This window comes from Pseudomonas sp. LBUM1647, from assembly GCF_059716175.1.
In genome coordinates this window covers 1,404,884-1,421,806 of sequence record NZ_CP166809.1, presented here as the reverse complement: position 1 = coordinate 1,421,806, position 16,923 = coordinate 1,404,884, and the positions used below count along the sequence as shown (strand labels likewise).

The window sequence follows — 16,923 nt, the reverse complement described above, 5'->3', positions numbered from 1 at the left end:
CTGCCCTTGTGAAAGGCGCCAGATGGTGCAAGAGCTCGCGCGTAGTCGTTCAACTCAGGTTCAAGACCCTAGTCAGCTTTGTCGCCGCCGGCCAGATTCTTCTTGGAACCGGTCTTGAAATCGGTTTCGTACCAGCCGGTGCCGCTAAGGCGGAAGCCCGGCATGGACAGCATCTTCTTAAGCTCTGGCGCCTGGCAGGCAGGGCAGTCGACCAGCGGTGCTGCGCTGATCTTTTGAATGGCTTCCAACTGATGACCACAGGAAGCACATTGATAGTCGTACATCGGCATGGGGGTTGTCTCGGCGATCAGATTGCTACCGCATACGCTGGGTTTTGCGGCAAAGAGCGGGATTATATCCATTAAATGCAGCCTGTGCAGCCGTAAGACTGCACAGACCGACACTCTACCCATTCCACCCCGGCGGCTAAGGCATGGCGACGCAGCCGCCTTCCTTCAGGCTGTGCACGACGCACACAACCCGCACCAGCCCGGTGAAGTTCTTGACCCCGCCGTGACGTAAATGCACCTCGCGGTCCACATGGGACAACAGCGCACTGACCGTACAGCAGTTGACCTTGGCCATGTCGCCCAAAATATCCCAATAGACCTGTTCAAGCCGCAAACAGGTTGCAAAACCATTCAACCGCACTGATCGGGATAAAGGCTGGGCCAGGCCCATATCAAATTCACTGACAAATGGATCGATCCTTATATCCTTAACTGGACCGCCACTCCCCTCGCTTCGCCTGTCTTCGTAAACCATATCGTTGACACTCCTTTGCCATCCTTGCTTTTTTATAAGAGCAACAAGCTGTTTCTCTATAAAAGCGCAGGCGCAAAGTTATATCCAGATGACTTTATGACCATCAACGTAGGATAAGCCAACAACTGAAGGGCGAACATGGAGACCGTCCTACTCCAGATAATTTCCTACACGCTTGGGCGTAATATCATTCAACAGAAAGACATTTAAAGTTACGAGAAGACAGGGCGCGAACAACACCCCAAGGGCGCCATCCGCGCACCAATATTGTTACTGGTCCAGCAGGGAGCGCAGCATCCACGCGGTTTTCTCGTGGACTTGCATACGCTGGGTCAGGAGGTCAGCCGTTGGCTCGTCACTGACTTTGTCGAGCAGTGGGAATATCCCGCGTGCAGTACGCGTGACCGCCTCCTGACCTTCGACCAGTTGCTTGATCATGTCTTCGGCACTGGGCACACCCACCTCCTCCTTGATAGAAGAAAGGCGCGCATAAATAGAATAGGCACCCGGAGCAGGAAATCCGAGGGCACGAATTCGCTCGGCAATCGAATCAACGGCCAGGGCCAACTCGTTATATTGCTCCTCGAACATCAAGTGCAGAGTCCGAAACATCGGACCAGTGACATTCCAATGGAAGTTATGGGTTTTCAAATAAAGTACATAAGTGTCCGACAGCAGACGCGAAAGTCCGTCGACGATGGACTTGCGATCCTCTTCACTGATACCGATATCGATTGCCATGCGTTTCCCCTAAAGGTGATGAAATTCATCCAACAGGTGCAGGACCACTCTAGCAAGCCTGCCGGCACCCCGCAGCCCCGGATTCTCCGGCTACCTGCGACAAATCGACCCTCAGGGCACCGCTGGACCGCCTGATTTGAGTAGCTGCAGGCTTTGCTGTTAAATAGACAGTGTGTCGCTACCGCCTATTTTCCGGGGGCTGCGCATAGGCTGGTACCGGGTACGTGTCCAACGCCTCTTATTGTTCTGAAGCGAACCGTGCTCAATCAGCTCTTCCTTGTGATCCGTCTTAACGTGAGTTACTCAAAATGTTGAAAATTGTCCACCTGCTAATGGGCGCAGCAGCCTTGCTGCTGTCCTTCATCCCTAGCCTGCGATCCGAAGCCGTACCTTACCTGCAACAACCTGATGCGCTGTACCTGGCCTTTTTCGGCCTGCTCAACCTCACCCTTGCCCCTGTTATCCCTTACTGGAACAAAGGCCCGCGTCATCAACTGCAAAACCTGGTCAGCGCCCTGCTGGTTCTGACCGTTGTCCTGCAAACCCTGACGCTGATCGCACCAATGCCTGTCATTGCCGGTCAACCTGCTGTTCTGTTCAGCCTGGTCGCTGCCCTGATTGCCGTTCTTCTGCACCTGGCCATCAGCTTCTACAAATCTTCACCGGCCGCCGCCTCGCCAAGCTATGACATGAGCAACCGCGATACCGGTACCGTAAAGTGGTTCAACACCTCTAAAGGCTTCGGCTTTATTTCCCGTGATTCCGGCGATGATATTTTCGTGCATTTCCGGGCCATTCGTGGCGAAGGTCATCGTGTCCTGGTCGAAGGCCAGCGCGTGGAGTTCTCTGTCATGAACCGTGACAAGGGCCTGCAAGCCGAAGATGTGATCGCCGCTCTGCCGCGTCGCTGATTCAAGGCTAAAAAAAACCGCGTACAGCCTGGCTGTTCGCGGTTTTTTGTTGCCCGTCTGTTGGTCACACTCAGTAATGCGGCGGCGGCGCTTCTTCTTCAAACGTCTCGAACTGACCGGCCATTTCCTCTTGCCGCTTGAGCAAGGCGGCCATTTGCAGTTGCAGGCGCTCAACCGCACGCTGCTGCGTCGCCAGCACATCACTCAATGCCTGGATGGTGTCATCCTGAAACGCCAGCTGGCTCTCCAGATCGGTAACGCGATCTTCCAGGCTCATGATTCAACCCTCCAGAAACGTAAAATCATCGGTCAATACCAAGCGTAACCGCTCGCGAATCAACGCGATCTGCTCCGAGTTATAAGGCTTGGCTGGGTGTTTACCCCAGACCGGCGCCGGCCAGGCGGCGTCCTCACGCTTGCGCACAATCACATGCATGTGCAACTGACTGACGACGTTACCCAGGGCCGCGACATTCAACTTGTCCGCGTCAAACGAGTCCTTGAGCATTTCCGCCAGTGCGGTCGTTTCCTGCCACAGCTGCTGTTGATCTGCGACATCCAACTGAAATATCTCACTGATATCGTCGCGACGTGGCACCAGAATGAACCAGGGGTAGTTCGAATCATTGGACAGCAGCAACCGGCAGAGTGGGAAATCCCCGATCGGTAACGTGTCTTGTTGAAGCCGTGGATCTAAAGCGAACACTGCGCGCACTCCCGCCTGGTCATCAATTTTCAGCTTAGCGTCCATCCCGAGAGACGGCGCACCAAGCGACAGGACGGCAGCATACCTGCGAACGCCGCTGGCTTCACGACGAACCATGGTCGAAGCCAACCCGAAAAACCACAAACGACCGGTCACGCGCCCCGACATGAGTCATTTTCGTTCAGGACGCACCATTACAGAACCAGCAGCCACGTAAAAAACGCCGAACTGACTGATAAACAACGACGCGTTCGAATTTGGCAAACGGCCGCACTGTATGAATTCAGTACAGCGATTAAAATTTTTTGCACCAAAACCGCACAGTGCGTCTACGCTGAGTCGGTCAGGCATCCCCCATTTACTCACTGATGGGGTGAACCGGTAACATTTTTGGTTGTCACGCAGTCGACCACGAGGGTACAACACGATGCAAACCATGGCGTCAAGCCCGAACAAAACGTGCTTGAACACCCCGGTTTTATGAGGTTTTTACAGTGACAGGCAGGCTTTCAGAAAAAAAACCAGCAGGATTCTGATTTGTGCACGCTTGTTGCATTCACACCCACATCGCCTCTAAAGCGTCCGCTGGAAGTGGAAGCCTTAAGGCAAATAAAAACAGTGGCAGGGTTGCCCAATGGAGATTCAAACGTTTCACCAGGGACTCTTTTTACCGATGCTCAGGCCCTGGAAAACAACGTTAAAAGTTGTCAGTCCGCTTGCGTCGAGGCTGTAAATTTGCGACATCTACCAAGCCATTTGCGACAGGGTCGTAAAGAAGCTGAAAGGTTAGATACGCAAGTATCGCCAACATGGTCGGCGTGATATAAGTTTGCGTCGACACAAAAAGAAAGAGCCGCCCAGATAATAAATCAGGTGGGACGGCAGTACTCTTCTAAAACCAAAGGAGCAAATCACGATGCGCGTGATGAAGTGGAGCATGATCGCACTGGCAGTTGCAGCAGCAGCCAGTACTCAAATGGCTACGGCCGCACCTTTTGTAAGTGACCAGGCTGAAGCCAAAGGTTTTGTTGAAGACAGCTCGTTGAATTTGCTGGTTCGCAACTACTACTTCAACCGTGATAACAAAGATGGCGGCAGCGACCAGAAAGACTGGACTCAAGGTATTTGGGGCAACTACAGCTCTGGCTACACCCAGGGTCTGATTGGTGTTGGTGTTGACGCATTCGGTTACCTCGCGATCAAACTGGATGGCGGCGATGGCACTGGCGGCACCGGCAACATGAGCCGCGACGCTGATGGCGAAGTCAACGACAGCCAAGGCAAAGCCGGCGGCGCCGTTAAATTCCGCGTATCGAAAACCGAACTGAAAGCCGGCGACATGCAGCCAAGCACTGCGCCAGTGTTCGCTGTTGGTGGTTCCCGTATCCTTCCTCAAACTGCCAGCGGTTTCCAACTGCAAAGCAGCGAGATCAAAGACCTCGACCTCGAAGCCGGTCACTTCTACTCGGCGACCAGCCAGGACCGCAACGCTCGTAACGGCGGCCTGTGGGCAACCTACGCCGGTATAGAAGCCAACAAGATCGACTACTTCGGTGGCAAGTACGGCTTTACCGACAACCTGACGGCATCCCTGTACGGCGCCAAGCTGGACGAAATCTGGAACCAGTACTACGCCAACCTGAACTACACCATCCCAATGGGTGGCGATCAGTCGCTGAACCTGGACGGTAACATCTACAACACCAAAGACACTGGTGATGCCAAAGCCGGTGATATCAGCAACACCACCTTCTCCCTGGCAGCCGCTTTCTCGTTCCTGAAAGCACACACCATTACCGTCGCCTTCCAGAAGGTTAACGGTGACACTCCGTTCGACTACATCGGTGTGGGCAAGAACAACCGCGGTGGCGACTCGATCTTCCTCGCCAACTCCATCCAGTACTCTGACTTCAACGGCCCTAACGAGAAGTCTGCCCAGGTTCGTTATGACCTGAAAATGGCTGAGTATGGCGTTCCAGGTCTGAGCTTCATGACCCGTTACGTGAAAGGTTGGGACATCGACGGCACTGGCCTGGCTGCTAACAGCCAGTACCGTGTTAAAGACCCAGACTCTTCGAGCTTCGGTCAACCGTTCTACGGCGCAGACGGCAAACACAACGAAACCAACTTTGAAGCCAAGTACGTTGTTCAGTCTGGCCCGGCAAAAGATCTGTCCTTCCGTATTCGTCAGGCATGGCACTTCGCTAACGCCGACGAAGGTGAAGGCGACGTGAAAGAGTTCCGTTTCATCGTCGACTACCCGCTGTCGGTTTTGTAATCGCATCCAGTTAGTTTGCGGTAACAAACAAAAAGGCCCATCTTCGGATGGGCCTTTTTTTGTTGCCTGTTTGTTACTTACTGCACCGCAGATTCCTGAACCACTCGAATCACCCGCTGTGGAAACGGGATATCGATACCGGCCGTTTTCAAACGATCACGGGATTGTTCGTTGAACATGAACATCACATCCCAATAATCCGCAGTCTTCACCCACACTCGCAGGGAAACAGTAATCGAACTGTCGCCCAGGGTAGAAATCACTGCCTGAGGTGCCGGATCAGCCAAAACACGCTCATCTTTGGCCAGGTCCAGCAAAACATGACGGGCCTTCTGCAGGTCCGCTTCGTAGTCAACGCCCACATCAAACACAACTTTGCGCGTCGGTTGACGGTTAGTGTTGGTGATGATGCCGTTCGACAGGTTGCCGTTCGGCACGATGATGGTTTTGTTATCGCCGGTACGCAGGACGGTGTGGAAGATCTGAATGCTGTCGACAGTCCCGGCAACACCTTGAGCTTCGATCCAGTCACCAATGCGGAATGGGCGGAACAACAGAATCAGCACGCCGCCGGCGAAGTTCGCCAGACTGCCCTGCAAGGCCAAACCGATGGCCAGACCGGCCGCACCGATGGCCGCAACGAACGAAGTGGTTTCCACCCCGATCATCGAGGCGACGCTGACGATCAGCAGAACCTTGAGAATAATGTTCGCCAGGCTGCTGATGAAGCCTTGCAGCGCCAGGTCGGCGTTACGCAGCGCCAACAGTCCACCGAGCTTTTGCGCCACCTTGTTGATCAGCCACCAGCCGATGGCCAGGGTGATCACCGCCAGCAGCACGCGGCTGCCGTATTCCATGATCATCGGAATCCAGGCTTGAGACGCCTTGACCAGGTTGTCCACTTCAGTATTCAAATCCATCTACATTCTCCTGATTTCCGGCCATCCGGCACGCGAAAATGAGCGGCGGAAAAAGACCCGCCGGAATAAACACAATCCCTGTGGGAGCGAGCTTGCTCGCGATGAGGGCATATCAGTCGAAATCACTATTGAATGACACACCGCTTTCGCGAGCAGGCTCGCTCCCACAGGGTTCCCGCCTGAAAGGTCAGTCGCGGAAGTTGTTGAACTGCAGCGGCATATCGAAAGTCTTGGCGCGCAGGGCCGCGATGGCTTCCTGCAAGTCATCACGCTTCTTGCCGGTAATGCGCACCTGCTCACCCTGAATGGCAGCCTGAACCTTGAGCTTGGCGTCTTTGACATGAGCGACGATTTTCTTCGCCAGCTCTTTGTCGATGCCTTCCTTGAGGACCGCTTCCTGCTTCATCAGTTTGCCCGACGCATAGGCATCCTTGACTTCAAGGCACTGCACGTCGATTTTGCGCTTGACCAGGGCCAGCTTGAGGATCTCAATCATCGCTTCGAGCTGGAAATCGGCTTCAGCAGTCAGGTTGACGGTCAGGTCCTTTTCCTTGAACTCGAAGGTGCCTTTGCCTTTCAGGTCATAACGACGATCGAGTTCCTTGACGGCGTTTTCGACCGCGTTGGTGACTTCGTGTTTGTCCAGTTCGGATACCACGTCGAACGACGGCATGTAATCTCTCCAATAAAAGGGCATGCTCGATCACGATGGAGCACGCCTGGCTTGCGGTTAAAATCCGCGCTGATTATAACGGGTCTTTCCCATCATTCACTGCGAGCCTCCCATGTGCGCGATAAACAGAGCAAAAAGCTGATGTCCACCACTTGGCATGTTCTGGGCGCCGGCAGCCTTGGCACCTTATGGGCCACTCGACTGGCGCGGGCCGGCGTGCCGGTCAAGCTGATCGTGCGGGACACTGCCCGCTTACAGGCGTATGAGGCGGCGGGAGGGCTGACGCTGGTCGAACACGGTGAAGCGCAGTGCTATCCGGTGCCCGCCGAGACACCCGACAACAATGAACCGATCAACCGCCTGCTGGTGGCCTGCAAAGCCTACGATGCCGAGAAAGCTGTGGCCCAACTGGCACCGCGCCTGGCCCCCGACGCCGAGCTGATCCTGTTGCAGAACGGTCTTGGCAGCCAGGACGCCGTCGCCACGCAGGTGCCGCAGGCGCGCTGCATTTGTGCGTCGAGCACCGAAGGTGCCTTTCGCGATGGCGACTGGCGCGTGGTGTTCGCCGGCCACGGTTACACCTGGCTGGGGGATGCCGGGCATCCTGTGGCGCCGATCTGGCTGGATGACGTGAGCGCCGCCGGTATTCCCCACGAGTGGAGCACCGATATTCTGACCCGGCTGTGGCGAAAACTGGCGCTCAATTGTGCGATCAATCCGCTGACCGTGCTGCACGATTGCCGTAACGGTGGTTTACAGGAACACCACTGCGAAGTCGCCACCCTTTGCGGCGAATTGACCGAGTTGCTTGAGCGCTGCGGTCAGCCAGCAGCAGCCGAGGACCTTCAACAGGAAGTCGAGCGGGTGATTCACGCGACCGCCGCGAACTACTCTTCGATGTACCAGGACGTCGCGAACCAGCGCCGGACCGAGATCAGCTATCTATTGGGTCATGCCTGCAAAGTCGCCGCGAGGCATCAACTCAACCTGCCGCACCTCAATCAACTTGAGCAAAGGTTGATCACCCATCTGCACAGCCTTGGATTGCCCAGCGACTGAGCAGCGGCTACGCTGGCCACTTGTTCCTTTTCAGCGATGAACCTGATGCCATTGCGCCAGCGCCTTGAAAACCTTCCGGTCGGCCAGAAATTGCTGGCCGCCCTGCTGGTGCTGTTGACCACCGTCCTGCTGGTCGCCAACCTGACCTTTATCAGCGCCGCGTACTACATCTCCCAGGAAAGCATGGCACCTCAGGCCTTGCAGACCATCGGCCGCCTGGTGTCCAACCCCAGCCTGGTGTCCGAAGCCTTGCAGTCACCGCAAAGCGCCGAACGCCTGCTCAATGAGCTCAACAGCTATTCACCGCTACGCGCGGCGGCCCTTTATGACGGCAAGGGCGAGCGTCTGGCGCAGTTGCAACATGGCGACAAGCTGAGTCTGCCGGAGCGCTACCGGCACATCGAATCCTGGCAAGCCACCGAGTTTCGCAGCAATCAAATCATCACCCTGCCCCGCCCCGGCACCGCGCCTGGCCACCTGTTACTGGTCGCCAGCAGCGAACTGCCGATGGCGTTCTACACCGGCACCCTCACCGCCAGTCTCGGGATTCTGATCTTCAGTGTGCTGTTGTGGCTGGTGATTGCCCGACAAATCAAACGCCTGATCACCCGGCCAATTCATCAGCTCGAAGAGTTGTCCCGGCAAGTGACCCGGGAAGAGAACTACGCCTTGCGCGCCTCCCGCGGTAACCATGACGAAATCGGCAGCCTCGCCGAGGCGTTCAACACCATGCTCTCGCGGATCGAAGCCCGGGAGCAGCAACTCAAGCGGGCCCGGGACGATTCCCAGGCTGCGTATGATCAGGCTCAGGGCCTGGCCGAAGAAACCCGCCATACCAATCGCAAACTGGAACTCGAAGTTCAGGTGCGCAGCAAGATCGAGAAGAAGCTCACCGGTTTCCAGAACTACCTCAACAGCATCATCGATTCCATGCCCTCGGCGCTGATCGCCCTTGATGAACAGCTCTACGTGACGCAGTGGAATCAGGAGGCCAGCGCCCTGTCTGGCACGCGCCTCGACGAAGCCCTGAACCAGCCGATTTTTCTCGCTTTCGAACCGCTCAAGCCGTTTCTGCCGCAACTCAAGCAAACTGTCGAGCAGCACACGGTGGCCAAGATCGAACGGGTGACGTGGCTCAAGGACGAAGAACCCAAGCACTACGCCCTGACGTTCTACCCGCTGATGGGCGGTGCCGGGCGTGGTGTGGTGATCCGGATCGACGACATCACTCAGCGCCTGTCGCTGGAAGAAATGATGGTGCAGTCGGAAAAAATGCTCTCGGTCGGTGGCCTCGCCGCGGGCATGGCCCACGAGATCAACAACCCGTTGGGCGCGATCCTGCACAACGTGCAGAACATTCGCCGACGCCTTTCCCCTGATCTGCCGAAGAATCTCGAACAAGCCGAGCAAACCGGGATCGCGCTGGAAACGGTCAACAAATACCTGCAAGCGCGGGAAGTGCCGCAGTTGCTCGACGGCATTCAACAGGCTGGCGCCCGGGCGGCAAAGATTGTCACGCACATGCTCAGTTTCAGCCGCCGCAGTACCCGGCAAATGGCACCCTGCGACCTGCCGGCTCTGATCGATCAGGCGGTAGAAATCGCCGGCAACGACTTCGACCTGGCGATCGGTTTCGACTTCAAGGGCCAGGCGATCATTCGCCAGTTCGATCCAGCGTTGGGCCCGGTGCCCGGGACCGCCAACGAACTGGAGCAAGTGCTGCTCAATCTGTTGAAAAACGCCGCTCAGGCGATTCACCAACGTGAAGACGACCGCGAGCCGGGACGGATCATTCTGCGCACCAAACTGAATCCGCCGTGGGCGGAAATCCAGGTGGAGGACAACGGCATCGGCATGAGCGAGAACGTGCGCAAACGCACCTTCGAGCCGTTCTTCACCACCAAGGAAATCGGTCAGGGCACCGGCCTTGGCCTGTCGGTCTCGTATTTCATCATTACCAACAACCACAAGGGTCAGATGGAAGTGCAATCGACCCTGGGCCAAGGCACGTGTTTCACCTTGCGCCTGCCCTTGGCGGGCACCCCGCTCGTCTCACAAGAACTCAATCAGCTATCGAGGTAACCATGGGCTTTCGCTTGTCGAAGATTTACACCCGCACCGGCGACAAAGGCGAAACCGGGCTGGGCGACGGCCGCCGCGTGCCCAAGGATCATCCGCGGATCGAAGCGATTGGCGAGGTCGATACGCTGAACAGTCAGGTGGGTGTGTTATTGGCCGGGTTGGCGGCGGAAAGTGGCACCTATCCAGGATTGAACGAGGTCATCGAGGTTTTGGCGCCTTGCCAGCATCGGTTGTTTGACTTGGGAGGCGAGTTGGCGATGCCGGTGTATCAGGCACTGAACACGGCAGAAGTCGAACGTCTGGAAGCCGCGATTGATGTGTGGAATGAAGAACTGGGGCCGCTGGAGAATTTCATTCTGCCGGGTGGTTCGGCGTTGATTGCTCAGGCTCATGTATGCAGAAGCCTGGCGCGCAGTGCCGAGCGACGGTGTCAGCATTTGAATGCTGTCGAACCGTTGGCCGGGGTTGGGTTGGCGTACATCAATCGGTTGTCGGACTTGTTGTTTGTGGTGGCGCGGTTGATTGCCAAGCGGCAAGGGATTGCCGAAATACTTTGGCAGCCGGCGGCCAAACCTGGGGTTTAGTCGGCGCCTGTCAGAACGCCATCGCGAGCAAGCTCGCTCCCACAATGATCTTTGGTGTTCACAAATATTGTGTTCACAGAAGATCCACTGTGGGAGCGAGCTTGCTCGCGATGGCGCCAGTCGTATCACCGCAGAATCAAGCCTGAGGCCAAAACGCGCGAATCCCCGCCACACCTTGAGCCCCTGCCTCCCAGGCTTTCTGAAGATCCGCCGGGCCAACACCACCGAGCAGGAACACCGGTTTGCTGAAACCTTCGATCAACGCGCAAGCCTGTTCCCAACCCAGCGGCTGAGCCCCCGGATGAGTCAGGGTCGGTTGCACCGGTGACAGGGTCACAAAATCCACCCCCATCTGCTCGGCCAACGCCAGCTCTTCAGCGTTATGGCAGGACGCCGCCAACCAGCGCGACGCCGGTAACGGGCGGCCAGCCGCTGCGTACTTACGCAGTTGCGCGGAGGTGATGTGCCAACCGGCAGACGGGAAATCTCCCAGCCACTCGAACGGCCCCTTGATCATCAACTGCGCCTTGCCAGCACAGAGCCCCGCCGCATCCACCGCCAGATCGCGGTACTTCGGATCGTAGCCGTTGGGTGCCCGCAACTGGATCAGCTTGATGCCGCCGGCAATGGCTTTTTGAATACCGCGTAGCAAGGCCGGGGTTTCCAGGTCTTCCGGGGTAATCAAATACTGCGCGGGTAACCGCGCAGCCGCGACAATCGGCTGGTTGGCCGCCGGGAACTCGTAGTTCAGCAGATCGCGGGGCGCGACCCATTCCAACGGCTGGCCTTCGGCCCCGTGCGGTTCGCCGGTAAAGGCCGACACTTCCCAAACGTCCAGCAACACTTGCTTGTCCGGGTAATCGTGCCGGACCTTAATCAGCGGGCGAGCCGCGTTGACCACGATGCCCAACTCTTCAAGGAGCTCGCGAGCCAGGGCGGTTTCGACGGATTCGTCGGCCTCGACCTTGCCACCGGGGAATTCCCACAGGCCACCCTGATGCTGGGTGTCGGCACGGCGAGCAATGAGGATCTTGCCACTGCCATCACGGATAACAGCGGCAGCTACGTGGACTCGTTTCACCGTTCTACTTCCTCCAGACCCGCCTTCTGCCAAGCCTTGAAGGCTGGCCATTGGTAGATGGTTTCGACGTAGGCCGCGTCCGCTGCGGGCAGCCTCACCTGATAGGTGCGCAAGCGCACGGCGATCGGCGCGAAGAAAGCATCGGCCAGGGTCGCGCCGCCAAACAGGAACGGACCGGTTTCGGTGGCGGCGGCGCGGCACTCGGCCCACAACGCCAACATACGCTCGATGTCGGCCTGGACGTCAGCCGGTGTCGGCGACAGCGCAGCGTCGTGACTCAAGTCGAATGGCATGTTGCCGCGCATGGCGAAGAAACCGCTGTGCATCTGCGCGCAGGCCGAACGGGCCTGGGCGCGGGCGGCGGTGTCTTTGGGCCATAGGCCGGCGTCGGGGAACTGCTCTGCCAGATACTCGGCAATCGCCAGGGAATCGGCGATGGTGCCGTGTTCGGTTTTCAGCAGCGGGACTTTCGCCGTCGGCGAGTGCTTGAGCAGACGCTCGCGCGTATCCGGCTGGTTCAGCTTGATCAGTTCTTCGGTGTAAGGAACGCCGGCCAGGTCGAGGGCCAACGCGCCGCGCAGGGACCAGGAGGAAATCAGTTTGTCGCCGATGATCAGGTGCAGGCTCATGTTCGGGACCTTTTGATGAGGGGTACAGGCCAGAATCTCTAGCGTCTGGTAGTCCGTCATCGCGGGCAAGCCCGCTCCCACAATGGTTAGCGGTGTACACAAATCCACTGTGGGAGCGAGCTTGCTCGCGATGGGAGCGACTCGGTCTCAAGTACGGTATTCGGCGTTGATCTTCACGTATTCGTGGGACAGGTCGGTGGTCCAGATGGTTTCGCTGCAATCACCGCGACCCAGCTCGATACGGATGGTGATTTCTTCCTGCTGCATCACGGCCGCGCCCTGGGCTTCGGTGTAGGTTGATGCACGAGCGCCACGGCTGGCGATACACACTTCACCGAGGAACACGTCAATTTTGCTCACGTCCAGGTTCGGTACGCCGGCACGGCCGACGGCGGCCAGAATGCGGCCCCAGTTCGGGTCGGAGGCGAACAGTGCGGTCTTGATCAGCGGCGAGTGAGCCACGGTGTAACCGACGTCCAGGCATTCCTGGTGATTGCCGCCGCCGTTGACTTCAACAGTCACAAACTTGGTCGCACCTTCGCCGTCACGAACGATGGCTTGAGCCACATCCATGCACACTTCGAACACGGCCTGTTTCAGCTTGGCGAACAACTCGCCTTCGGCGCGGGTGATTTCCGGCAGTGCTGCCTGACCGGTGGCGATCAGCATGCAGCAGTCGTTGGTCGAAGTGTCGCCGTCGATGGTGATGCGGTTGAACGACTTGTTGGCACCGTCCAGCAGCAGGTTTTGCAGCACGTCGCGGGAGACTTTGGCGTCGGTGGCGATGTAGCCGAGCATGGTCGCCATGTTCGGGCGGATCATGCCCGCGCCTTTGCTGATACCGGTGACGGTGATGGTCACGCCGTCATGCTGGAACTGGCGGCTGGCACCTTTTGGCAGGGTGTCGGTGGTCATGATGCCGGTGGCGGCAGCTTCCCAGTTGTTGACCGACAGGTCGTCGAGGGCGGCTTGCAGAGCCCCTTCGATTTTCTCGACCGGCAGCGGCTCGCCGATGACACCGGTGGAGTACGGCAGCACCAGGCTGGCGTCGACACCGGTCAGCTCAGCCAGTTTGGCGCAGGTGCGCTCGGCGGCGGCAAGGCCTGGTTCGCCAGTGCCGGCGTTGGCATTGCCGGTATTGGTCAACAGGTAACGCACCGGACCTTGCACACGCTGCTTGGCCAGGATCACGGGTGCGGCGCAAAAAGCGTTCAGGGTGAACACGCCAGCGACCGTGGAACCTTCGGCACAGCGCATGACCACAACATCCTTGCGCCCCGGGCGCTTGATGCCTGCCGAGGCGATACCGAGTTCAAAACCGGCAACCGGGTGCAACGTTGGCAAAGGACCAAGACCAACAGCCATGAATGCGCTCCTTAATAAATGATGTCAGCACCGCTTTCAGGAACAACGGTGGTTTAAATGGCAAAACGCCGCGACGGCATAAGCCGGTCGCGGCGCGGGTATTTCAGCGTATGAAACGGGTTTTACTGGATCTGCCCGTGGCAATGCTTGAACTTCTTGCCCGAACCGCAGTAGCAAAGTTCGTTACGGCCCAGCTTCTGTTCATTGCGTACCGGCGCGGTGGCAAGGGCGACATCGACCTCTTCACCCAGCAGTTCCGGTTGCTCAAGCCCCGGTGCTTCGTCGTGCTGGAACTGCATGCGCGCAGCCAGCGCTTCGGCTTCCTGACGCAGGCGTTGCTCTTCTTCGATCGGATCTTCGCGGCGAACCTGAACGTGGGACAGCACACGGATCGAGTCGCGCTTGATCGAATCCAGCAGCTCGGAGAACAGCGTGAAGGACTCGCGTTTGTACTCTTGCTTCGGGTTCTTCTGTGCATAACCACGCAAGTGGATGCCATGACGCAGGTGATCCATGGTCGACAGGTGGTCTTTCCACAGGTCGTCGAGCACACGCAGAACGATTTGCTTCTCGAACGTGCGCAGCGCTTCGGCGCTCGCCTGCTCTTCTTTCTCGTTGTACGCGGCCAGCAGCTCGGTCATGAGCTTCTCGCGCAGGGTTTCTTCGTACAGGTGGTCGTCTTCGTCGAGCCATTTCTGGATCGGCAGCGCCACACCGAAGTCGCTCTGCAACGCCGCTTCCAGACCGGCCACGTCCCACTGCTCAGGCAGCGATTGCGGTGGAATGTGTGCGCTGACGGTTGCGTTGAGTACGTCCTGACGGAAGTCGGCGATGGTTTCCCCGATGTTGTCGGCGGCCAACAAACTGTTACGCATGTGATAGATCACTTTACGTTGTTCGTTGTTGACGTCGTCGAACTCGAGCAGTTGCTTACGAATGTCGAAGTTGCGGCCTTCAACCTTGCGCTGAGCCTTCTCGATGGCGTTGGTCACCATGCGGTGCTCGATCGCCTCGCCAGGCTGCATGCCCAGGGCCTTCATGAAGTTCTTCACCCGATCAGAGGCGAAGATGCGCATCAGGCTGTCTTCCAGCGACAGGTAGAAACGGCTGGAACCAGCGTCACCCTGACGACCGGCACGACCACGCAGCTGGTTGTCGATACGGCGCGATTCGTGACGCTCGGAAGCAATCACCTGCAAACCGCCCGACTCGAGCACTTGCTGGTGACGTTTCTGCCAGTCGGCCTTGATCTGGGCAATCTGCTCAGGGGTCGGATCTTCCAGGGTGGCCACTTCCACTTCCCAGTTACCGCCCAACAGGATGTCGGTACCACGACCGGCCATGTTGGTGGCGATGGTCAGTGCGCCTGGGCGACCGGCCTGGGCAATGATCTCGGCTTCTTTTTCGTGGAACTTGGCGTTCAGAACCTTGTGTTCGATGCCTTCCTTCTGCAGCAGCGCAGACATGTGCTCGGAAGTTTCGATGGTTGCAGTACCCACCAGTACCGGACGGCCCTGGGTCATGCATTCCTTGATGTCATTGATGATCGCCGCGTATTTCTCTTCGGCGGTCAGGAACACCAGGTCGTTGTAGTCTTTACGCGCCAGCGGTTTGTTCGGCGGGATAACCATCACCGACAGACCGTAGATCTGGTGGAATTCGAACGCTTCGGTGTCAGCGGTACCGGTCATGCCGGACAGCTTGTTGTACAGACGGAAGTAGTTCTGGAACGTGGTCGAGGCCAGGGTATGGCTTTCGGCCTGAATGTTCAGGTTTTCCTTGGCTTCGATGGCCTGGTGCAGGCCTTCGGACAGACGGCGACCCGGCATGGTACGACCGGTGTGTTCGTCGACCAGAACGACCTGGCCATCCTGCACGATGTATTCGATGTTGCGATTGAACAGTTTATGAGCGCGCAGCCCGGCATAAACGTGAGTCAGCAGACCGAGGTTGTGCGCCGAGTACAGGCTCTCGCCTTCAGCCAGCAGGCCAACGCGGGTCAGCATGTCTTCGATGAACTGGTGACCGGCTTCGTTGAGCTCAACCTGACGGGTCTTCTCGTCGACGGTGTAGTGGCCGGCCTTGGTGACTTCGCCTTCCACTTCTTCGATGTGCAACTCAAGCTGCGGGATCAGTTTGTTGATCTCGATATACAGCTTGGAGCTGTCCTCGGCCTGACCGGAAATGATCAGCGGGGTACGGGCTTCGTCGATGAGGATGGAGTCGACTTCGTCGATCACGGCAAAATTGAGTTCACGCTGGAATTTTTCTTCCATGCTGAACGCCATGTTGTCGCGCAGGTAGTCGAAACCGAATTCGTTGTTGGTGCCGTAGGTAATGTCGGCAGCGTAAGCCAGACGTTTCTCTTCCGGCGGCTGGAACGGCGTGACCACGCCGACTGACATGCCGAGGAATTCGTAGAGCGGACGCATCCAGTTGGCGTCACGACGGGCCAGGTAGTCGTTCACCGTCACAACGTGCACGCCCTTGCCGGACAGCGCGTTGAGGTAAACGCCCAGTGTTGCCACCAGGGTCTTGCCTTCACCGGTACGCATTTCCGCGATCTGGCCTTCATGCAAGGTCATGCCGCCGATCAGCTGGACATCGAAGTGGCGCATACCCATGACGCGCTTACCGGCTTCGCGGGCGACCGCAAAGGCTTCTGGCAGCAGCTTGTCGAGGGTTTCCCCTTTGGCGATGCGGGCCTTGAACTCATCTGTCTTGGCACGCAATTGATCGTCCGAAAGGGCCACCATTTGCTCTTCGAAGGCATTGACGAGTTGCACCGTCTTGAGCATGCGTTTGACTTCACGCTCGTTCTTGCTTCCAAAAAGTTTCTTTAACAAAGGCGCAAACATATCGGCAGGATCTTCCACACTAAAGGGATGGAGGGCGGCCCCGTGAGTCGCCCGAGCAGCCCTCATGGCCGCATGCGAACGAGCATTCTACCCGGAAACGATGGTGAGGAAAGTGGCGTTATTCCACGATGCTGGCACAGCGCTTTGACGGGGCTCACTTAAAATAAGGGCTTTTTGCTCAACTTCAAGCCATTCACGGCAGAAGTTACTTGTTGATTTAATGGGTAAAGCGCTCGCAAAGCAATGGCTCGGGTGCATCCGGTGCTTTCTG

General features: G+C 57.6%; 16 protein-coding genes. 5 read left to right on the top strand and 11 right to left on the bottom strand.

Annotated elements, in window-relative coordinates; genetic code table 11:
* Positions 1–68: 68 nt before the first annotated feature.
* The 3 genes from ACA059_RS06335 to ACA059_RS06325 form a co-directional block, all read right to left on the bottom strand.
* Entirely contained in the window at positions 69–290 is a 222-nt protein-coding gene (locus ACA059_RS06335; RefSeq protein WP_010457489.1) for an FmdB family zinc ribbon protein, read from the bottom strand.
* A 136-nt stretch (positions 291–426) separates the two neighbouring features.
* The gene (locus ACA059_RS06330; protein ID WP_497633138.1) at positions 427–765 is read right to left on the bottom strand and encodes a ribbon-helix-helix domain-containing protein; all 339 of its coding nucleotides are present in this window, start codon (positions 763–765) and stop codon (positions 427–429) included.
* Between the two features lie 270 nt (positions 766–1,035).
* A complete protein-coding gene (locus ACA059_RS06325) occupies positions 1,036–1,506 on the bottom strand; it encodes a Dps family protein (protein WP_129437851.1) in 471 nt (156 codons plus the stop codon).
* Between the two features lie 308 nt (positions 1,507–1,814).
* Between ACA059_RS06325 and ACA059_RS06320 the strand changes: the two genes are divergently transcribed.
* Positions 1,815–2,417, top strand: coding sequence for a cold-shock protein (locus tag ACA059_RS06320; protein WP_008147390.1), 603 nt, complete (start codon positions 1,815–1,817; stop codon positions 2,415–2,417).
* A 70-nt stretch (positions 2,418–2,487) separates the two neighbouring features.
* Here the strand turns inward: ACA059_RS06320 and ACA059_RS06315 are convergent, their stop codons facing one another.
* Entirely contained in the window at positions 2,488–2,694 is a 207-nt protein-coding gene (locus ACA059_RS06315) for a SlyX family protein (RefSeq protein ID WP_056741397.1), read from the bottom strand.
* Between the two features lie 3 nt (positions 2,695–2,697).
* Entirely contained in the window at positions 2,698–3,123 is a 426-nt protein-coding gene (locus tag ACA059_RS06310; protein ID WP_150658534.1) for an HIT domain-containing protein, read from the bottom strand.
* A 916-nt stretch (positions 3,124–4,039) separates the two neighbouring features.
* Here ACA059_RS06310 and ACA059_RS06305 point away from each other — a divergent pair.
* Positions 4,040–5,401: an OprD family porin gene (locus ACA059_RS06305; protein WP_497633137.1), complete on the top strand. Its 1,362-nt coding sequence runs from the start codon at positions 4,040–4,042 to the stop codon at positions 5,399–5,401.
* A gap of 77 nt (positions 5,402–5,478) precedes the next feature.
* Here ACA059_RS06305 and ACA059_RS06300 read toward each other — a convergent pair whose 3' ends face one another.
* Positions 5,479–6,321: a mechanosensitive ion channel family protein gene (locus ACA059_RS06300; protein ID WP_497633136.1), complete on the bottom strand. Its 843-nt coding sequence runs from the start codon at positions 6,319–6,321 to the stop codon at positions 5,479–5,481.
* A 187-nt stretch (positions 6,322–6,508) separates the two neighbouring features.
* Positions 6,509–6,994, bottom strand: a complete 486-nt coding sequence (locus ACA059_RS06295) for a YajQ family cyclic di-GMP-binding protein (protein ID WP_007906601.1) — start codon at positions 6,992–6,994, stop codon at positions 6,509–6,511.
* Between the two features lie 141 nt (positions 6,995–7,135).
* Here ACA059_RS06295 and ACA059_RS06290 point away from each other — a divergent pair, with 141 nt between their 5' ends.
* The 3 genes from ACA059_RS06290 to ACA059_RS06280 are packed head-to-tail and all read left to right on the top strand — an operon-like array spanning position 7,136 to position 10,719.
* Positions 7,136–8,053, top strand: coding sequence for a putative 2-dehydropantoate 2-reductase (locus tag ACA059_RS06290; protein WP_497633135.1), 918 nt, complete (start codon positions 7,136–7,138; stop codon positions 8,051–8,053).
* A 45-nt stretch (positions 8,054–8,098) separates the two neighbouring features.
* On the top strand, positions 8,099–10,135 hold the full coding sequence (locus tag ACA059_RS06285) for a sensor histidine kinase (RefSeq protein ID WP_201182942.1): 2,037 nt from the start codon (positions 8,099–8,101) through the stop codon (positions 10,133–10,135).
* Between the two features lie 2 nt (positions 10,136–10,137).
* On the top strand, positions 10,138–10,719 hold the full coding sequence (locus ACA059_RS06280) for a cob(I)yrinic acid a,c-diamide adenosyltransferase (RefSeq protein ID WP_462004307.1): 582 nt from the start codon (positions 10,138–10,140) through the stop codon (positions 10,717–10,719).
* Positions 10,720–10,855: 136 nt separating this feature from the next.
* Here ACA059_RS06280 and ACA059_RS06275 read toward each other — a convergent pair whose 3' ends face one another.
* From ACA059_RS06275 to secA, 4 genes are all read right to left on the bottom strand, one after another.
* Entirely contained in the window at positions 10,856–11,800 is a 945-nt protein-coding gene (locus ACA059_RS06275) for a Nudix family hydrolase (RefSeq protein WP_497633134.1), read from the bottom strand.
* On the bottom strand, positions 11,797–12,429 hold the full coding sequence (locus tag ACA059_RS06270) for a glutathione S-transferase family protein (RefSeq protein ID WP_123367893.1): 633 nt from the start codon (positions 12,427–12,429) through the stop codon (positions 11,797–11,799). The genes ACA059_RS06275 and ACA059_RS06270 overlap by 4 nt, the downstream gene beginning before the upstream one ends.
* Positions 12,430–12,576: 147 nt before the next feature.
* Entirely contained in the window at positions 12,577–13,794 is a 1,218-nt protein-coding gene (argJ, locus tag ACA059_RS06265; protein ID WP_095132706.1) for a bifunctional glutamate N-acetyltransferase/amino-acid acetyltransferase ArgJ, read from the bottom strand.
* 122 nt (positions 13,795–13,916) lie between these two features.
* Positions 13,917–16,652: a preprotein translocase subunit SecA gene (secA, locus tag ACA059_RS06260; protein WP_497633133.1), complete on the bottom strand. Its 2,736-nt coding sequence runs from the start codon at positions 16,650–16,652 to the stop codon at positions 13,917–13,919.
* Positions 16,653–16,923 lie beyond the last annotated feature (271 nt).